15 protein-coding genes and 2 riboswitches are annotated in these 17,992 nt (G+C 71.2%); of the genes, 8 read left to right on the top strand and 7 right to left on the bottom strand.

The genetic code is table 11. The features are described 5' to 3' along the window. Positions 1-2: 2 nt before the first annotated feature. Positions 3-2,984: a discoidin domain-containing protein gene (locus ACBJ59_RS43695; RefSeq protein WP_375115992.1), complete on the bottom strand. Its 2,982-nt coding sequence runs from the start codon at positions 2,982-2,984 to the stop codon at positions 3-5. A 239-nt stretch (positions 2,985-3,223) separates the two neighbouring features. Here ACBJ59_RS43695 and ACBJ59_RS43690 point away from each other — a divergent pair, with 239 nt between their 5' ends. Beyond that, positions 3,224-4,588 carry a DUF1996 domain-containing protein gene (locus ACBJ59_RS43690; RefSeq protein ID WP_375115991.1) on the top strand — a complete coding sequence of 455 codons (1,365 nt, stop codon included), beginning with the start codon at positions 3,224-3,226 and terminating at the stop codon, positions 4,586-4,588. Between the two features lie 60 nt (positions 4,589-4,648). Then, positions 4,649-5,704, top strand: coding sequence for a LacI family DNA-binding transcriptional regulator (locus tag ACBJ59_RS43685; protein WP_375115990.1), 1,056 nt, complete (start codon positions 4,649-4,651; stop codon positions 5,702-5,704). A gap of 29 nt (positions 5,705-5,733) precedes the next feature. On the opposite strand, the gene ACBJ59_RS43680 is transcribed toward ACBJ59_RS43685, so the two are convergent. Further along, complete coding sequence (locus tag ACBJ59_RS43680) at positions 5,734-6,042, bottom strand: hypothetical protein (protein ID WP_375115989.1); 309 nt, start codon at positions 6,040-6,042, stop codon at positions 5,734-5,736. Positions 6,043-6,075: 33 nt separating this feature from the next. Here ACBJ59_RS43680 and ACBJ59_RS43675 point away from each other — a divergent pair, with 33 nt between their 5' ends. After that, positions 6,076-6,732 (top strand): DeoR/GlpR family DNA-binding transcription regulator, encoded by a 657-nt coding sequence (locus ACBJ59_RS43675; protein WP_375115988.1) that lies wholly within the window; start codon positions 6,076-6,078, stop codon positions 6,730-6,732. 54 nt (positions 6,733-6,786) lie between these two features. Here ACBJ59_RS43675 and ACBJ59_RS43670 read toward each other — a convergent pair whose 3' ends face one another. Further along, positions 6,787-7,434 carry a TetR/AcrR family transcriptional regulator gene (locus ACBJ59_RS43670; RefSeq protein WP_375115987.1) on the bottom strand — a complete coding sequence of 216 codons (648 nt, stop codon included), beginning with the start codon at positions 7,432-7,434 and terminating at the stop codon, positions 6,787-6,789. Between the two features lie 140 nt (positions 7,435-7,574). Here ACBJ59_RS43670 and ACBJ59_RS43665 point away from each other — a divergent pair, with 140 nt between their 5' ends. The 3 genes from ACBJ59_RS43665 (at position 7,575) to ACBJ59_RS43655 (ending at position 10,705) form a co-directional block, all read left to right on the top strand. Continuing rightward, the gene (locus tag ACBJ59_RS43665) at positions 7,575-8,246 is read left to right on the top strand and encodes an SRPBCC family protein (RefSeq protein ID WP_375115986.1); all 672 of its coding nucleotides are present in this window, start codon (positions 7,575-7,577) and stop codon (positions 8,244-8,246) included. Between the two features lie 228 nt (positions 8,247-8,474). Further along, positions 8,475-10,013, top strand: coding sequence for a PQQ-dependent sugar dehydrogenase (locus tag ACBJ59_RS43660; RefSeq protein WP_375115985.1), 1,539 nt, complete (start codon positions 8,475-8,477; stop codon positions 10,011-10,013). Positions 10,014-10,231: 218 nt separating this feature from the next. Beyond that, the gene (locus ACBJ59_RS43655) at positions 10,232-10,705 is read left to right on the top strand and encodes a hypothetical protein (RefSeq protein WP_375115984.1); all 474 of its coding nucleotides are present in this window, start codon (positions 10,232-10,234) and stop codon (positions 10,703-10,705) included. Positions 10,706-10,732: 27 nt separating this feature from the next. Here the strand turns inward: ACBJ59_RS43655 and ACBJ59_RS43650 are convergent, their stop codons facing one another. Both ACBJ59_RS43650 and ACBJ59_RS43645 read right to left on the bottom strand, forming a co-directional pair. Next, entirely contained in the window at positions 10,733-11,317 is a 585-nt protein-coding gene (locus tag ACBJ59_RS43650) for an O-methyltransferase (protein WP_375115983.1), read from the bottom strand. A 15-nt stretch (positions 11,318-11,332) separates the two neighbouring features. Then, positions 11,333-11,929: a TetR/AcrR family transcriptional regulator gene (locus ACBJ59_RS43645; RefSeq protein WP_375115982.1), complete on the bottom strand. Its 597-nt coding sequence runs from the start codon at positions 11,927-11,929 to the stop codon at positions 11,333-11,335. Positions 11,930-11,997: 68 nt separating this feature from the next. On the opposite strand from ACBJ59_RS43645, the gene ACBJ59_RS43640 reads away from it, so the two are divergent. Then, on the top strand, positions 11,998-12,921 hold the full coding sequence (locus ACBJ59_RS43640; RefSeq protein ID WP_375115981.1) for an NAD-dependent epimerase/dehydratase family protein: 924 nt from the start codon (positions 11,998-12,000) through the stop codon (positions 12,919-12,921). 105 nt (positions 12,922-13,026) lie between these two features. Here the strand turns inward: ACBJ59_RS43640 and ACBJ59_RS43635 are convergent, their stop codons facing one another. After that, positions 13,027-13,662 (bottom strand): CHAP domain-containing protein, encoded by a 636-nt coding sequence (locus tag ACBJ59_RS43635; protein WP_375115980.1) that lies wholly within the window; start codon positions 13,660-13,662, stop codon positions 13,027-13,029. A 12-nt stretch (positions 13,663-13,674) separates the two neighbouring features. Then, positions 13,675-13,825: riboswitch (cyclic di-AMP (ydaO/yuaA leader) on the bottom strand. Between the two features lie 423 nt (positions 13,826-14,248). Continuing rightward, positions 14,249-14,393: riboswitch (cyclic di-AMP (ydaO/yuaA leader) on the top strand. 12 nt (positions 14,394-14,405) lie between these two features. Here ACBJ59_RS43635 and ACBJ59_RS43630 point away from each other — a divergent pair. Continuing rightward, positions 14,406-15,170, top strand: a complete 765-nt coding sequence (locus ACBJ59_RS43630) for a glycoside hydrolase family 25 protein (protein ID WP_375115979.1) — start codon at positions 14,406-14,408, stop codon at positions 15,168-15,170. 252 nt (positions 15,171-15,422) lie between these two features. On the opposite strand, the gene ACBJ59_RS43625 is transcribed toward ACBJ59_RS43630, so the two are convergent. Further along, on the bottom strand, positions 15,423-17,759 hold the full coding sequence (locus ACBJ59_RS43625; RefSeq protein ID WP_375115978.1) for a fibronectin type III domain-containing protein: 2,337 nt from the start codon (positions 17,757-17,759) through the stop codon (positions 15,423-15,425). Positions 17,760-17,992: the final 233 nt, after the last annotated feature.

Raw genomic sequence — 17,992 nt, 5'->3', positions numbered from 1 at the left:
CGTCAGCCGTAGACGCCGAACTCCCACAACGAGTAGCCGTAGGCGGTGCCGCGCCGGGTGAGGTTCAGCCGGACGTATCGGGCGGACGCGTTCAGGTCGATCTCGTCGAAGCCGCCGTCACCACCGGCCGTGGTGACGGCGTTCGCCCAGTCCGTGCCGTTGACCGAGGTCTGGAGCTGGTACGACGTGGCGTACGCGCCCTCCCAGCCGAGCTGGACGTGCTTGATCGCGCTGGTCTGCCCCAGGTCGACCTGGATCCACTGCGGGTCGGCCCACTCGCTGGCCCAGCGGGAGGTGAAGCTGCCGTCGGTGGCCCGATCGGGGGTGAAGGGGCCGCCGTCGCCGGTCTGCTGGTAGGTGGAGGCGGTGGTCGGCTTGCCGCGGGCGAGGTTGGTCCCGGCGACGACCGGCGGCACCACGCGGAAAGACCGCTGCTCGATGCCGACGTTCCCGTGGCCGTCAAAAGCGTAGACGTACACCTTCCACACGCCCATCCGCTCCGGCGCCGTCACCGAGAACCTCCCGGGGCCGGTCTGGGTGAACCGCGCGGCGGCGAAGCCGCGGTTGCCGGTGATGTGCTTGTCGCCGAGCATCACGTTGTAGCGGATCAGGTCGCCGTCCCGGTCGGACGCGGCGACCTCGACGGTGAACGTGCGGCCGGCCGGCACGGCGGTCTGCGAGCCGACCGTCATCGAGGTGATCTCCGGCGGCGTGTTGCCCGTGGCCTGGCCGGTGTAGGCCTGCTTGAGCGCGTGATAGCCGTGCCGGCGCCAGCCTCCGGGCGTGGTGTTGAGCCAGACGCCGCCGAAGTCGTTCTCCAGGCCGTAGTGGAACTCGGTGGCGCCGAGCGCGACCCCGGCGTGGCCGCGTACGGCGTTCCAGCTCGCGGTGTACATGTCCCGCTTCTCCAGGTCGCCCGGCTCGTCCGGCACGCCGTTGACGTCGGCGGGCACCTCCCACTCGCCGTCGGGGCCGGCCTCGGTGACGATGTACGGCCTGGTGTGCCCGCCGTTGATCCAGTCCTGCCTGACGGTGTGGATGGCGCCGTAGGAGTTGACGGCGAGCAGGTCCAGCGCCGGGGAGTGCGCCTTGTAGTAGGTCCAGGCGTGGGTGTAGGCGTCGGTCGAGGTCACCGGGTGGTTCGGGTCGGCGGCGTGGATCGCCTGCGCCACCTCGTTGACGAACCTGGCGTACGCGACCCGCCGCTGCTCCACCACGTCGGCCGGCAGGCCGTGGTCCTGCATGGTGAGGATGACCTCGTTGCCGACGTCCCACATCAGCACGCCCTGGCGGTTCTTCAGGGCGTTGACGCGGGCCACGATCTCGTTCTTCACGCCGGTCTTGTACGCGGTGTCGTTGACGTAGTCGGCGCCCTGGTTCAGCCAGTGCCCGACGATGACCTTGATGCCGTGCCGGGCGGCGGTGTCCAGGAGTGTCGGGGTGTGGGTGTCGTCGACGCCCCAGGTGCGGATCGTGTTGACCCCCATGGCCTTCAGGTCGCGCAGGTAGCCGTCGGCGGCGGCCTGCGGCGGGCCGTACGTCATCCCCTTGATCAGGTACGGTGCGCCGTTCACCGTCAGCCGCCAGTCGCCCTGGGCACCGGTCACCGCGACCACGCTCGGCCCGGCGGGGACGGGCGGGTCGGTCATCGCGGCGGGGACGGAGCCGGTCTGCCGGGACACCGCGATCCAGTCCACGCTCAGCACGCCGCCGGAGGTGGTGTCGGCGGCCGGCGTCGTGACGCCCGCGATCGCGTTCGGCAGGGAGCCGCCGATGGCCAGGTCGAGGCGGAGGTAGAAGCCGTGGTGCACGGCGGCCCGCCAGGCGGTGACGCCGACCTGGCTCTCGCGCACGACCCAGGTCTGCCGCCCGTCGAGGTAGAAGCGGATCTCCTCGTCGGTCCTGGTCCGGTCGATGACCTGCGTGTACTCGTGGTAGCCGGTCTGGCAGCCCCCGCAGGTGGCGAAGCCGCTGCTGCGGCCGGTGTACTCGTTGCACACCCCGTCGGGGGCGGTGCCGCAGTGCAGGGTGTTGGCGAGCTGGTCGCGGCCGTTGACGCCGGTCATGATGTCGGTCTCGCCGACGCCGGGCCAGTTGGTGTAGTCGCCCCGGTAGGCGGCGCCGGTGGCGCGGAACCCGGGCCAGTAGCCGAGGGGGTTGACGACGTCGGGCTGCTTGAGCCGGGCGCTGAACCGCAGCAGCTCGCCCGGCCTCGGCTCGAAGTCGGTGCGCTGGGTCTCGATGCGGCCGGAGGTCCAGCGGCCCGCGCCGTCCTTGATCGCCTTGATGTTCAGGTGGCCGTTGCCGTCGAGGGAGACGTTGGCGGTGGCGGCGCTCATGGTCTCGACCTCGCCGGTGCCCCAGTTCGCGGCTCCGCCGGGGTAGGAGGTGCCGGTGCGCAGGATCCAGTTCGCGGCCGACGGGGAGGTGCCCGCGGGGCCGGTGAAGTCGTCCTTCCACACCTCGGTCCACGTGCCGGGGTCGGGGTCGGGGTCGGGGTCCGCTCCGCCGCTGCCGTAGATCTGCATCTCCCACAGGGAGTAGCCGTAGCCGGTGGCGCGGGTGGTGCCGTACATGCGGACGTAGCGGCCGGTGCCGGTCACGTCGAGGGTCTGGGTGCCGCCGGTGCCGGTGGTGGTGGTGTAGGCGTCGGTCCAGGTGGTGCCGTCGCCGGAGGTCTGGATCCGGAACGCTCTCGCGTACGCGCTCTCCCAGACGAGGACGACCCGGTTGATGACCGCGGGGGCGCCCAGGTCGACCTGCAACCACTGCGGATCGCTGAACGAGCTGGACCACCGGGTGCCCGTCAGGTCTCCGTCGACCGCCGCCGCCGCGCCGTAGGCGGCCCCTTCCACCGACGAGGCCGTCGCCTGCTTGCCCTGCGAGAGCAGGGTGTCGGCCGCCGCCGGACGGGGGAAGGCCGCCACGGACACGACCAGGCCCAGCAGCACGGCGATGATCAGGGAACTGCGAGTTGGACGCACGACCTCTCCTAGCGACCGGGGGTATTGCGGGAGAGCGCTCTCCGTAGAGGAGAGTCCTCCCGCCCCGGAACGGCGTCAAGGCCCATTTCTTCACCGGTGCGAAACGTCCTGCTCACGAGTGCGAAACGCAGCAAACGGGTCGGCCCGGCCGGGATCCCGTGCTTGACAGGGGCTTACCCGGGCGGTCAGTCTTCAGGAGAGCGCTCTCCGACCTGTCGGCCCCCGTCGGAGGAGAGACCATGCACCCTTCCCGAAGTCCCGCCAGGCTCCGCCTGCGGGCGGTGTTCACCGCACTGGCCGCCACGGTCGCGATGACCGCGGCCGGCCTGGCCGCCGTCGTCCCCGCCGTCGCGGCGGACAGCCTGCTCTCGCAAGGCCGGCCGGCGACCGCATCCTCCGTCGAAGGCGGCGGTCACGGCGCCGGCGCCGCCGTGGACGGCCTCCCTGGCACCCGCTGGTCGAGCGCCGCCGCCGATCCGCAGTGGCTGCAGGTCGACCTGGGCGCCCCAGCGACCATCAACCGGGTCGTCCTCGTCTGGGAGAACGCGTACGCGAGAGCGTTCCGGATCCAGACCTCCGGCGACGGCACCACCTGGACCGACGCCTACACCACCACCACCGGCACCGGCGGCACCCAGACCCTCGACGTGACCGGCACCGGCCGCTACGTCCGCATGTACGGCACCACCCGCGCCACCGGCTACGGCTACTCCCTGTGGGAGATGCAGATCTACGGCAGCGGCGGCGCCACGACGACACCGAGGCCCAAGCCCACGTTCACCGACGAGGTGACCCATCACGAGTTCCAGGCCAACTGCTCGTGGACGGCGAACCGGCCAGACGACCCGATCGTCTACCCGGGGCTGCCCGGCGCCTCGCACATGCACACCTTCGTCGGCAACCGCACGACCAACGCGAGCAGCACGGCCTCCTCGCTCCTCGCCGGCGGGACCTCGTGCACGAACCCGCACGACCGGTCGGCCTACTGGTTCCCGAGCTTCTACAAGGGCGACCAGCTGATCCAGCCGACCGGCCACCAGGTCATCTACTACAAGTCGGGCATCCTGGAGTACTGGCGCGTGCAGCCCTTCCCCCAGGGCCTGCGCTTCGTCGTCGGCAGCCCGGCCGCGACCCTGGAGGAGTTCCGCGACTCCCCCGGCGCCGTGGAGGGCTTCGAGTGCGGGGACATCTCACGCAGCTGGGACATCCCGCGCTCGTGCGCGCCCGGCACCCAGGTGAACGTCCGCTACCAGGCGCCGAGTTGCTGGGACGGGGTCCGCCTGGACAGCGCCGACCACAAGAGCCACATGTCCTACCCCAACGGCGGCTACTGCCCGGCCAGCCACCCCGTGGCGGTGCCGATGCTGGAATTCAAGATCGCCTTCCCCGCCGACGGCGACCTGTCCCAGGCGCGCCTGTCCAGCGGGCGCGGATACACCTGGCACTACGACTTCTTCAACGCCTGGGACGACCCGGCGATCCTCGACGCGCTGGTGACCCACTGCATCAACGGCGGCCTCCAGTGCAACCCGCGCGGCTACGACCTGTACAAGCCGCACCGCGGCGCCGCCCTCACGGAGGACTTCCAGCTTCCCCGACCCTGAGGTCCCGAGCCGGCACAGAGGCTGGAGAGCGCTCTCCAGCCTCTGTGCTATAAAGGGCTGATGAGGCAAGATCCCTCGCCGGCGTCGGGCTCATCCATCACCCTGGAGGACGTGGCCCGCGCGGCGGGAGTCTCCCGTGCCACGGTCTCCCGGGTGATCAACGGCATCCGCAACGTCGACCCCGCGATCCAGGAGACGGTCAGGCGGGCCATCGCCACCACCGGATACGTCCCCAACCACGCGGCCCGCTCCCTCGTCACGCGCCGCACCGGGGCCATCGCCCTCGTCGTCTCCGGAGCGGGCGGTGAGGGCGAGGACGCCCCCTTTCCGAGCCAGGTCTTCACCGACCCGTTCTTCGGCCGCGTCGTCGGCGGCATCGTCAGCTTCCTGCGGCCGCGCGGCATCCATCCGATCCTGATGTTCGCCGAGACCGCCGAGATCCAGGCCCAGGTCCTCACCTACCTGCGGCACGGCAACGCCGACGGGGCCCTCCTGGTCTCCACCCACGCGGCGGACCCGCTCCCCCGGCTCCTCGTCGAGGCCGGGCTGCCGGCCGTGCTCTTCGCCAGGCCCGCCGAGCCGATCCCGATCAGCTACGTCGACGTCGACCACCGGGCCGGGGCCGAGCTCGCGGCCGGCCGTCTCGTCGCGCGCGGCCGCCGGCGCGTCGCGACGATCTCCGGCCCCCTCGACGTGCCGGCCAGCCAGTCCCGCCTGACCGGCTTCCGGGACGCGATGGCCGCGCACGGCCACCCCTGCATCCCTTGCGCCGAGGGCGGCTTCACCCATCGCAGCGGGGAGGCGGCCATGGAACGCCTGCTGGCCGAGCATCCCGACCTCGACGGCGTGTTCGCCGCCAACGACCTGATGGCCCAGGGCGCCCTGCTCGCCCTTCGGCAGCACGGCCGCCGGGTGCCGGACGACGTGGCCGTGGTCGGCTTCGACGACAGCAGCGCGGCGACCGCCTGCAGCCCCCCGCTCACGACCATCCGCCACCCGGTGGAGGACATGTCCGCCGAGATGGCCCGCATGCTGCTGACCCACATCGAGCAGCCGGGACGGCCGGTGACCTCGCGCATCTTCGAGCCGGTCCTCGTCGTCCGCGACTCCGCCTGACCTTCGATGGGCACGGCACCCGCGGTGGATCAGCCGGCCTCGTAACCGGGAACGTCCTCGACCCGGTGGTAGACGGGCAGCCCGCGCTCGGTCGCGATCCGGACGTCCTGATCGGCGCCGGTGGACTCGCCGGGCAGCCGCAGGACCGCGTCACAGTGCCGCAACAGGCGCTCCGCGGTCGGATACATGATCTGCTCGGCCACCGGGTCGGCCGGCCCTTCGCCGCCCGCGCCACGCAGCACGGGCAGGGCCACCCACTCCCCGATCATCGGCACGTGCCCGCTGCGGAAGATCGGCCACGCCGCCTCCTCCAGCCGGGCCAGGTTGTTCGCCATCATTCCCGGGTCGTCACCCGTACCGGAACGGTAGGCATGCTGGCCGCCCAACGCCGTGACCTGCGCGATCTCGCCGCGGCAGGCCTGTGCCAACGCGTGTACGGCGGCGCGTTGCCCGCCTCTCCCGCGATCGCCGACTACGCCACCCGCCAGGGCGTCCAGATCTCCGGAAAGGAGCGGGTGGCCACCGCCGCGGCGGCGCTGATCAGGCCCGGCAGCACCGCCATCCTGGACGGCGGCACCACGACCCTGGCGGTCGTCCGCGCGCTCCCGCTCGACCTGCGCGCCACCATCGTCACCCACAGCCCGACCGTGGCCAGCGCGCTGGCCGGCCATCAGGACGTGGAGATGTACCTGATCGGCGGACGGCTGTTCAAGCACTCGATGGTCGCCTGCGGCGCCGCCGCCGTGGAGGCCGCGCGGGGGCTGCACGCCGACCTCTTCCTGCTCGGCGTGACCGGCATGCATCCCGAAGTGGGGCTGACCACAGACGACGCCGACGAGGCCGCGATGAAGCGAGCGCTGGCACGCCAGTCCGCCGACACCTACGTGCTGGGCAGCTCGGAGAAGATCGGCGCGGCCTCCCGGTTCACCGTCCTGCCGCTGACGGAGGTCGCCGGGATCGTCACCGACGCGGACGCCGGCAGCGCCACGGTGCGGGCGCTCAACGTACCCGTCATCCACGCCCCCTGACCTCGTGCACGATTGTGCACGATCTCGCCGGACCGCCCGGCCCACCGGCGCGGGTCAGCCGGCCAGCAGATCGTCCAGCTCGGCCTCGAAGTAGAGCGCGGGGTCGAAGCCCATCCCGGCGAAGTGGCCGGCCAGCTCCAGGGACAGCACGCCGTGCAGCCGGCTCCAGCAGGACAGGGCCCGGTGCAGGACCGCGGGCGGGGCGGGGTGCCCATCCGCCCACTGCCGATGATCTTCGATGTGCTCGTCGAACGGCGTCGCCTGGCCTTCGTCGGGCAGTGCGGCGCAGGCGTCGAGCAGGGTCGCCATGATCTCGGACGAGATGCCGGTGATCTCGTCGGGCGCGTGGTAGCCGGGCACCGGCGTGCCGTAGATCAGCAGGTAGCGCTGGGGATCGTCCAGCGCCCATCCGCGCAGGGCACGTGCCAGCCCGGCCACGTCGGCGCCGGACGCGGCGGTCGCGCGGAGGGTGTCGGCCAGGCTCCGGTAGGCGTCCCTGATGAGCGCGGTGATCAGCTCGTCGCGGCCGGCGAAGTACCGGTAGAGCGCGGGCCCGCTCATGCCCATCCGCTTGGCGATCGCGTTGAGGGAGAGCGCGGACGCCCCCGCCTCGGCGATCTGCTCCCACGCACGTTCCTTGATCTCCGTACGCACCTGATCGCGGTAACGCTCACGCGGGGCCTTCGTGCCCGTTTCCGCCATGGTCTGCCGCCTTTCAGCTCCCGCGCTGCTACAGCTTCCAAGTTCAGTTAGAAGCTATCACGAACCTTATTGACACTCTCCATGCCGTTGCGTTACAACTTCTAACGAACACGAGAACCTGTAGCGAAACGGAGCACACCATGTCGAAGCACAGCTCGCCGAAGCCGTCCGTGCGGCGGACCCGCACCCGCGCCGCCGCGCTGGCGATCCCCCTGACCCTCGCCGGCGTCCTGGCGAGCACCGCCCCGGCCGCCCAGGCCGCCACCACCTTCCCCGGCAGCGCGTCCCAGTGCCGCGGGCACGGCGTCGATCCCAGCGCCCGCATCCGCTACGAGTCCGACATCGTGATCAAGGCGCCGCTCAGCACCGTCTTCAAGCTGCAGACGGACGTCGAGCGCTGGCCGGCCTGGCAGGCCCCCGTCCTGACGATGAAGCGCCTCACCCCCGGCCCGCTGCGGAAGGGCTCGCAGTTCCGGTGGACCACCCCCGCGCCCGCCACGCCCACGACCCCCGCCACCACCTTGGAGATCACCTCCACCGTCCGGCAGCTCAAGCACGACTCCTGCATCCTGTGGAGCGGGCCCGCGATCGGTGCGGGGCTGCGCATCGACGAGGGGGTCCACCTGTGGACCTTCACCAGGGTCAAGGGCGGGGTCCGCGTACACACCGCGGAGACCTGGACCGGCGCGCAGGTGGAAGCCGACATCCCCACGGCGACCGCGGCCCTCGGCGGGGGCCTCGAAGCATGGCTGCGCGACCTCAAGACCACCGCCGAAGCCCACGCCGCCGGTCAGCCGCGCGCCTCCCGCTGACGGTGACCGCGCCCCGGACCGCGAGCGGCTCGCGGTCCGGGCGAATGTACGTTTCATCGGCCGAGGCCGGGGCCCGGCCGGGGCTCTCCCGCATCTCCGCCGGTCAGAGGGTGCGCCGGCGGCCGCGGCGGCCTGGTGCCGTTCCCGCGGCCGGAGCCGCGCTGGATGGGCCGGCGGGCGAGCGGATACCGTCCGGTCGGGACGCAGCCCCGGCCTCTGGAGTCCGACATGCCAGGAAAACGCTGGGCAGCCCCCGTGCTGCTCGCCTTGTCCCTGCCACTGCTCGCCCCTGTGAACGCACTCACCCCACCCGTCGCCGCCGCGACCTCCCCATCCGTCGTGGCCAACTCGGCCCAGGTGCCGCTGGAAGAGATCAACGCGACCAGCACCCAGGTCGCCTTCGGGCTACGCCGCCCCACCGCCATCGCCGCACCCGACGACGGCACGAACAGGCTGTTCATCACCGAGAAGCGCGGGACCGTACGCGTCTACCACCCGGACACCGGCCTCGGGCAGACCCCGATCATCGACATCACCGCGTCGGTGGACGAATCCGGCAACGAGCGGGGGCTGCTCGGCATGACCCTCGCGCCCGACTTCGCCGAGAGCCAGGACCTGTACCTCGCCTACACCGCGCTGCCGGACGGCGCGGTGACCCTGGCCCGGTACCGGCTGGACGAGGCCCGCCTCGAACCGCTGCTCTCCCAGGAGCACGCCGAGTTCGACAACCACAACGGCGGCCAGATCACCTTCGGCACCGACGGCAACCTGTACATGAGCATCGGCGACGGCGGCGGCGCCGGGGACCCCCTCGACAGCGGGCAGCGCCTGGACACCCTGCTGGGCAAGATCCTGCGCGTGGACGTGAGCCGGAGCTGCGGCGACCTGGCCTACTGCGTACCGGAGGACAACCCGTTCGTCGGCGTGGCGGGCGCCCGGGAAGAGATCTGGATGTACGGCGGGCGCAACCCCTGGCGCTTCTCCGTCGACCCCGCGGACGGCTCGCTGTGGATCGCCGACGTCGGGCAGGGCAGGTGGGAGGAGATCAACCACATCCCGGCCGGGCGGCAGGCCGGCGCGAACCTCGGCTGGTCCTGCTACGAAGGGCTCGAGGTGTTCGACCAGGCCCAGTGCCGCTCCGGCGCCGCGTACACCAAGCCGGTCTTCACCTACTCCCCGCACACCGGCGGCTGCGCGGTCATCGGCGGGCAGGTGTACCACGGCGAGCAGTTCGCCCACCTGGTCGGCGGCACCTACATCGCCACCGACTACTGCTACTCCACCGTGTGGGCGCTGCGCGCGAACGGCGCCGGCGGCTACGACCAGGCCGAGATCGGCCAGACGCCCACGCAGGTCACCGCGTTCGGCGCCACGCCGGAGGGCGAGCTCTACGTCGTCAACGACCTTCCCGGCGGCCTGCACCGCATCACGTTCGAACACGCCAAACCGACCTGCCGGATCGCGTACACCACGCAGACCTGGGGTGGCGGGATGACCGTCGACCTCACCATCACCAACACCGGCAGCACGCCGATCAACGGCTGGACGCTGAGGTTCCCCCTCGCCCGGGGGCAGAGCGTCATCTCGGACTGGAACACCGACCTCACCCAGAGCGGTGACATGATCACCGCCGTCAACGCCACCCACAACGGCGCCATCGCCCCCGGCGGCAGCGTCACCATGGGCTACCTCGCCCGCCACACGGGCGACGCGTCCCTGCCGAGCCGGTTCTCCCTCAACCGGGACGCCTGCGCCGTCAACCGCTGAACCTCAGGAAGCCACCGAGCACGAGGAGGGCCGCCGCCACGCTCGCGGCGGCCCTCCTCGGACGCGTCGGGGTCACCCGGGGAGCGCATTCCTGTCACAGCTCGCCGACCTGTCCTGTCCAGAGGGGTGTAATCACGCGACGACGGCAAGGAGTGCATCATGGACACCCGCGCGTACCTCTTGGGCGAGACCTCCTGATGCATGCCATCCTCCACACGGTGGGGATATCGGTCGGCTGCGCCCTGGCCCTGGCCCCGGCGCTGCTGCCCTTCGCCCGGCCCGCCAGGAGATGGCCGCACGTCGTCATGGCGCTCGGCATGGCGCTCGGGCACCTGGGCGGCCTGTTCCTCCCCGCCGGGGTGCTCGCCCTGCTGACCGCCGGCTGGCTCTGCGGCTCACCCTCGCGCCGCGCGGAAACCGGTCACCACATCCAGGACTTCGTGGTCATGTCCCTCCTCCTGGTGCTGACGGCGTTCGACGACCCCACGCCCGCCGGCACCTCCTCACCGGCGCACTCCCACGGGGGCGGAGCGCTGACCGCGGTGGCCCTGGTCATCGGAGTGGCCTGGACCTGCGCCCGGCTCATCCACCTTCTCCCCGGGCGGAGCCCGGACCGCAGGACGCTCAGCCAGAACGCGTGCTCGGCCGGAATGGCGGCCAGCATGGCCTTCATGACCGCGCTGGCCCTCTGACGCGCGGGCGGACGTACGCGGCGCCCCTCAGCGTCGTAGCGCGACCAGTTCGCCCTTGCCGACGTTGATCGTGGTGACCGTCAGGCCGGGCTCCTGCCGGAGCAGGTCGTGCAGGGGGGCGATCTCCTCGGGGTGGGACAGGGCGTTGTCGGCCACGAGGATGCCGCCCCGGCGCAGGACGCGATACGGATGGGGCCACCAGGACGGGTACTCGGGGCGTTCGGCGTCGAGGAAGAGCAGGTCCACCGCCCCGTCGGGCAGGTCCGCGAGGACGGCGCCGCCGTCGGCGACCCGGAACTCCACATGGTCGGCCAAGCCCGCCTCGGCAGTCGTGCGCCGGGCGTGGGCCTGGGCCTCGGCGTCGGTGTCGAGGCTGAGGACGTGACCGCCTGCGGAGCGGGCCGCGTCGGCCAGCCACAGCGTGGACACGCCGCGGGAGGTGCCGATCTCCACGATGTCGCGCGCGTCGATGCTCTGGGCCAGGAACCAGAGGAACTCCCCGGCGTCGGGCTCCAGCACCCGCCACCGGTCCAGCCTGTCCTGCTGGGCGGCGTCGTGCCGGGCCGCGGTCTCGTTCAGGTCATCGATGATCTTCCGTACCGTCGCGTCCACGGGTAGGAGTCTGCCCTACCGCTCGCGGAGGCCGCGCACCATGGTGGCGAAGGCGTCGGTCCAGTGACGGAGGGACTCGTCGGGGTCGCCGAGGGCGCCGCGCAGGTCGAGGCTGCACAGCCCGTGCGCCAGGGCGTTGAGCCGGACGGCGAGGTCGTGGGGCTCGGCGGGGGCGAAGGCGCCTTCCCGCACGCAGCGGGCGACGGCGGCGATGAGGGTGTCGAAGGTGGGCTGGATCCGGGCGGCGGCCTCGGCGTCGGGCTGGAACCCGGGGATCGGCCGGCCGAACATGAGCTCGTAGAGGTGGGGGTTGGCCAGGGCGTTGGCGCGGTAGGCGTGGCCGAGCGCGAGGAGGTCGGCGACCGGGTCCTCGGTGCGGGGCACGGCTTCGAACGCCTGGGCCAGACGCTCGAAGCCGGCCAGGAACATCTCGCGGACGAGGCCCGCCTTGTCGCCGAAGAGCTGGTAGACGGCCATGGTGGACACGCCTGCCTGCTGTGCGACGCGGCGGGTGGTCAGCGCGGCCGGGCCCTCGGAGGCCAGGAGCCGGCCGGCGGCGTCGACGAGCTCATGGCGAAGCTCCTGGTGGTCGCGCTTTCTCGGTCTTGCCATAGTGGCCAGCTTATCATAACGTTGTTATATAACAACGGTTTGAAACCCCTTCGGAAGGGACCAGCACCATGTCCGACCTGCATGTCGTCCTTGGCGCGACCGGCGCGATCGGCTCGGCCGTCGTCGCCGAGCTCACCGCCCGGGGCCACCGGGTCCGCGCCGTCAGCCGGAGCGCGAACCCCGGCCCCCACGAGCTGCGGGCCGACGTCACCACCACCGAGGGCGCCATCGCCGCCTGCCAGGGTGCCGCCGTGGTGTACCAGTGCGCGCAACCGAACTACGCAAGCTGGGCCGCGGAGTTCCCCGATTTCACCAGGACGGTCCTCGCCGGGGTGGAGGCCGCCGGTGCGAAGCTGGTCATGGCCGACAACCTGTACGTCTACGGCCCCGTGACCGGCCCCATGACCGAAGACCTGCCGTACGCCGCCACCAATCCCAAAGGCCGCGCCCGCATCGAGGTCGACGACCTGATCCTCGACGCCCACCGGGCCGGGCGCATCCGCGCCACCCTCGGACGGGCCTCCGACTACTACGGCCCCGGAGGCGTCAACACCGTCATCGGCCCGACCGTCTTCGCCGCCGCCCTGGCCGGCAAGACCGCCCGCTGGGTCGGCGACCTCGACCAGCCGCACACCATCGCCTACCTGCCCGACACCGCCGCCGGGTTGGTCACCCTCGGCGAGCGCGCCGAGGCGGACGGGCGCGCCTGGCACCTGCCCGCCGCCGAGCCCATCACCGGCCGCGCCTTCCTCGACCTCGTGTGGGCCGCGGCCGGCGGCACGCCGAAGAGCGCCGGGCTCGGGCGGGGGATGCAGCGCCTCGTCGGGCTGTTCCACCCCATGGTCCGCGAGTTCGGGGAGACCTGGTACCAGCGGGACCGGCCGTTCGTCTCCGACGACTCGGCCTTCCGGAAGGCGTTCGGACCGGTCGACGTCACCCCGCACCCGGCGGGCGTGGCCGCGACGCTCGACTGGTATCGGCAGCACGCGTAGCCCGCTCTCCCGGAGCGAACACAACGGGTGGCGCAGGATCTCTCCTGCACCACCCGTTGTCCCTTGACCATCGCACCTGGCAAGGAGCGTGCGGCCTGCCTGGGATCAGGCCTTGTACTGGGGGTAGCCGTAGCCGACGACCTGGGACTTGGGCCGGATGCGCTGCTCGACCTTGCCGTTGCCGGTGTTGCCCTCGATCGTGGTGATCGTGCCGTTGCCGTTGTCCTGCTTGACCAGGCCCACGTGGTCGATGCCCGTGGTGCTCTTGCCGTTCCAGTCGAAGAAGACGACGGCGCCGGGCTTGGCGGTCGTGCCCCAGTGCTGGTTGGTCTGGAACCACTTGGCATAGGTGACGGTGTAGGCGTCCCAGCCCATGCTGGGGCGGACGCCGGCCTTCTCGCCGACCCAGGAGACGAACATGGCGCACCACGGAGCGTTGGCGTAGGCCCGCACACTCCCGCCATCACGGGTGATGGTCTCCTGCGCCCGGGGCGAGGACATGTACCAGCTGTGGAACGGGGTGCCACCGCCCGCGGCGTTCTCGGCCACGCCGATCTGCGACTCGGCGACCTTCAGCACCGACTGCGCGGACACCTGACCCGCGGACTTCTGCGCCTGGGAGTCGTCGGCGGCGAAGGCCGGACCGGCGGCGAGAACGGCACCGGCCGCCACGGCCGCCCCGACGGCGAACCGGGTGAGGCTCGCGGGCTTCAGGGCACGGGAAAGGGTGTACTTGGCCATTACTTGGATTGCTCCTCGCTTCCATGCCGCCTACCGGGTTAGCTGACGGGTTCGGGCGTGGAAGTGCCCTACGGAGCGCTCGGATCAGAGCGCGCCGATTCACCCCGGAAAAAAAGGTGGGTCCCCGGTTCCGCTGCATTCACGGATTCGGCGGGCCGCGTCACACATCCCTGCACGTCCGTGCTGGTGAGACGCGGTCTCGACAAATGAACGGCGTCACGCGACAAGTGCTTGTCGGCAGGTCGTACGCCTTGAGTCCTCAAAGGTAAGCGAATCGCATAGAAAGATGCAAGCCGGGCCCTGGGAAAGGCAACAGGATCCCCTGTGACATAGGCGATCGCGACACAATTCTTTACCCAAGCAGCATGGTGGACGGGGTTTAGGAGGGCAAAAGAGGTCGCATCACGAGTATCACAAGTCACAGCCGTTCCGGACCGGCGACCAGGGCGGCGCCGGAAACTTTACCCAGCCCCGGAAACCCTTGCCGGCGCGGCTTTTCGGGCTCGTTCCCGCCGACGAACATGGGGCTTCGCTTTGCCATACTTGCTCCCACTTTAGGGAGATCTGTACCTTTACTGGGCGCGGTCCGCCGCGCCCGCCGAATCCGCGACCCCGCGGAGCCGGGGATCCACTCTTCGGGGTGAATCGGACGCCGGCCCGAGCCGCGCCCGTAGGGGCGACTTCCAGTCCCGAACCCGTCAGCTAACCCGGTAGGCGGCATGGAAGAAGGAGTCGACATCCCCATGCTCAAGCCTCAGCTTGCCGCGATCGTCAGGAACCGCCGCCCCGCCGAGCTCTTCGCGCTGGCCGTCGGAGGCGTGATCCTGGCCGCGACCACCGCCGTCACCGGCGCGACCGGTACGGTGCTCGCCTCGCCCACCGGTCACGGCACCACCGTGCAGGCGACCCAGCACAGGACCCAGCAGCTCACGTACGGCCTGGACATCTCCAACTACGAGCCCCAGTACGACTGGGCCGCCAGCCCCGCCCAGTTCGGCATCATCAAGGCCACCGAGGGCACCGGCTTCCGCGACGCCTCGTTCGCCCGGCACTGGCGTGAGCTGGGCGACAAGGGCATCGTGCGCGGCGCGTACCACTTCGGGCACCCCGGCAACGACCCCATCGCCGAGGCCGAGCACTTCCTGTCCGTGGTGAACGCCCAGCCCGCCAAGGCCGGGGACCTGCTGGTCCTGGACCTGGAGACGACCGACGACAGGTCCGTCGCCCAGGTGAACGCGTGGGCCAAGGCGTGGCTGTCACACGTGAAGGCCAGGACCGGGATCACCCCGATGTTCTACAGCGGCTGGAACTTCGCCGACACGTACGGCAAGGGCCTGGCCGAATATCCCCTGTGGGTCGCTCACTACAGCCGGGCCAAGGGCGCGCTCACCCCGCCCGCCGACTGGAAGTCCTGGACCATCCACCAGTACACCGACTCCCCCATCGATCAGAACGTCTCCGCGCTGACCCCCGGCCAGCTGCGCGACCTGGGCAGGCACGCCGCCTGACCGGCGCGTGCCCTCCCGGCCGCCCTGCCGCCCGGGAGGGCACGCGCCGCAGAGCAAGCACCGCAGAGCAAGCGCCGCAGGACGTGTGCCGCAGGACGACTCGCCGCCGCGACGAAGAGCAGGGCGGCGGTGGCGAGCGAGGCCGGGGCGGGGCCGGGCAGCGCGTCGCCGCGAACGGTGCGCCGGCCCGCTGAGACGGTCGGGGCTGCCGGAAGGCCGGGAGCGGCAGCCCGATCCCGGCCTCCCGGTGAGTCACTCGAAGGTGAGTGAGTCGATGGTGACGGTGCTGTTGCCGCCGTACCAGAAGCCCATCGCGAGCTGTCCGGGGGACGCGCGGTTGATCCCGTTCGCGGACATCGGAAGCCTGATGTCCTTGTACGCGGTGGTGATGGCCGGACGGCCGCCGCCGTCGAGCGTGAAGTCGCCGAACGCCTTGGTCACCCCGCCGAGGCCGAGGTGGAAGTGGGCCTGCTCGCCCCCTGCCGCGCCCTTGATCCGGACGACGAGATGGGTGTACGCGGACAGGTCGGTGTACACGTCGCTGCCGAACCAGCCGCAGTTGTCGTACCGCAGGCTGAGCGCCCCGCCGGGCACGGCGCCGGAGCCGCCGCCGTTGAGGAAGCAGTTGCCGCCGGTCCACCTGCCGAGGTCGTTGCGGGCCGCGGACGGGTACGCCGGGTTGCCGTCGAAGTCGTCCACGACCAGGCCCGCGGACGTCGCCGGAAGGGTGACGACGGTGACGGGCGCCGACGCGGCGGAGGTGTTTCCCGCGGCGTCGTACGCCCTGACGGTGTAGGTGTAGGAGGTCGCGGGGTTCAGCCCGGTCTCGGTGAAGGAGGTCGTCGCCGACGTCCCGACCTGGGTGGCGCCGCGGTGGATGCGGTATCCGGCCACGCCGACGTCGTCCGTGGCCGCCGTCCAGGACAGGGTGACCGAGCTCGCGGTGCGTGACGGGGAGGTCAGCCCGGTGGGCGTGGTCGGCGCCGTGGTGTCCTGGCCGCCGCCGCTGCCGACGGTGACCGGGCCGAGGCCGAGCCAGCCGTCGGCGCCCTGGGTGGCGTTGGCGAAGCGGAGCTTCTTGGCGTTCGAGGAGACGGTCTCCAGCGGGTTCTTCACCCGGAGGACCCACTGGTAGCCACCGTTGGGGACGCCGGAGAGGTTGACGCCGGCCTGGAAGTACTGCGGGTGGCCGTAGTCCAGATAGGTCGGGTCCGAGCCCACACCCCAGTCGGGGAACGCGCGGATCTTGAGCGGCATGACCGTGCGGAGGTCCCAGGACGTGTCGAAGGTCCTGACCACGGTCCCGGCGCTGTTCTTGAGGCCGAGGGTGACCGTCCACGGGTAGTAGAACGGTGCCACGCCGTTGTTCCTGATCCGTACGCCCACGTTCGTGGTGCCGCTCGCGGTGTCCTTGAAGTACGCGTTGTCGACGGTGAGGTCGTACCCCATGAGGCGGACGGCCGCCGCGACGTTCGGGTCGCCGGCCGCGTAGCTCTGGCTCTGTTCGTTGATTTTCCAGGTGGTGTGCTCCAGCTCGATGCACGCCTTCATGTTGTCGACCTGCCCGGAGCCGCCGGGCCAGGACGCGAACGCCGAGGACTGGATCTCGGGCCGGACCTCGCCGCCCATCGAAGCGGTGATCCACTTGTTCTCGGCGCCGTGGCTGAGGGCCCGTTCGAGCTGGGCGTAACCGGCCCCGCCGAGCGACCGCGGCAGCGTGACGCCGGCCAGCGGGGAGCCTTCCTTGTAACAGAAGGAGTCGTCGTGGTAGCCGATGTCCCGGTTCGTCCCCGCGCCGGCCGCCGAATCGGGGTAGCGCATCTCCAGCTTGGTCCGGTTGAACGCGTTGTCGTACGCCTGGAGGATCTGCGCGGCGTGCGCGTCGGTCGGCATGAAGTTCGGGTGGGTGTCGCCGCTGGTGTCGGTGTCGAACGGCCAGGTGTGCCACTCGCCCCACAGCCCGATCAGGCCCAGGTGGATGAACCCGATGCGCGGGTCGCCGTCGTACCGGGCGCCGAAGGCCGCGATGAAGTCGCCCAGCGCGTCGAGCAGGTACGGGCTGTCGTAGTCCGGGCTGGTGGTGCCCCAGTAGGTGTTGGTCCGGTACGTGACGTGCCCGTCGAAGCAGCGCGGGATGGCGTTGGCCGGGTGGCTCCCGGAGCCGCCGGGATACTCCAGGTAGAACCGCACGGCGGCCTGGTTCCCGTACGACGCGATCTCGTTCAGCGCGCTGTCGAGGATCGACCAGTTGTACTTCGAGCAGTCGGCCGGGTCGGTCATCAGCTCTGACAGGCCGAAATAGCTCCACGTGAGGGAGTGCGGGTAGCCGGTGTTCTGGTCGGCCCCGGGCCAGTAGAAGCGGGCGAAGCCCTTGAGCGGGTTGTCCAGCGGTCCGGGTGCGGCCGCCAGCGGGTGCGCCTGGAGCGACGGGTCGGGCGCCACGGGGGCCGGCGGCCGGGGCGGCACGCCGCCCGGGACCGGCGCGGCCGCCCACGCCTGGGCGGCCGGGAACAGGGCCAGCGCGACGGCGGCGAGCGCCGCGAGTAAGGCCCGGCGAAGCCGCCGCGATGGCAGAAGGAGGGCAGGCATGACCAGGGAACCTCCGAGATACGTGACCGGCAGAAGCCTGCTGCGGGCCGCCGTTGACCCGCCGCATGGGGGTTGACGTGGGACGGAAGGGTTCAGAGACGCTGCCGCACGCCCCTCGACATATGAGGAGCCTTTGACAAATTTCCGATTGCTCACATCATTATTCGAGAGCCAGCCCGTGACAAGAGGTCAATTTCACCGAGCGCCCGAGCGCGCGCCTGCCCGCGCCGCCC

It is taken from the genome of Nonomuraea sp. MTCD27 (genome assembly GCF_041950495.1).
GTDB lineage: Bacteria > Actinomycetota > Actinomycetes > Streptosporangiales > Streptosporangiaceae > Nonomuraea.
Note: the sequence above shows the minus strand (reverse complement) of the source record. Positions and strands in the feature narration are given on the sequence as shown.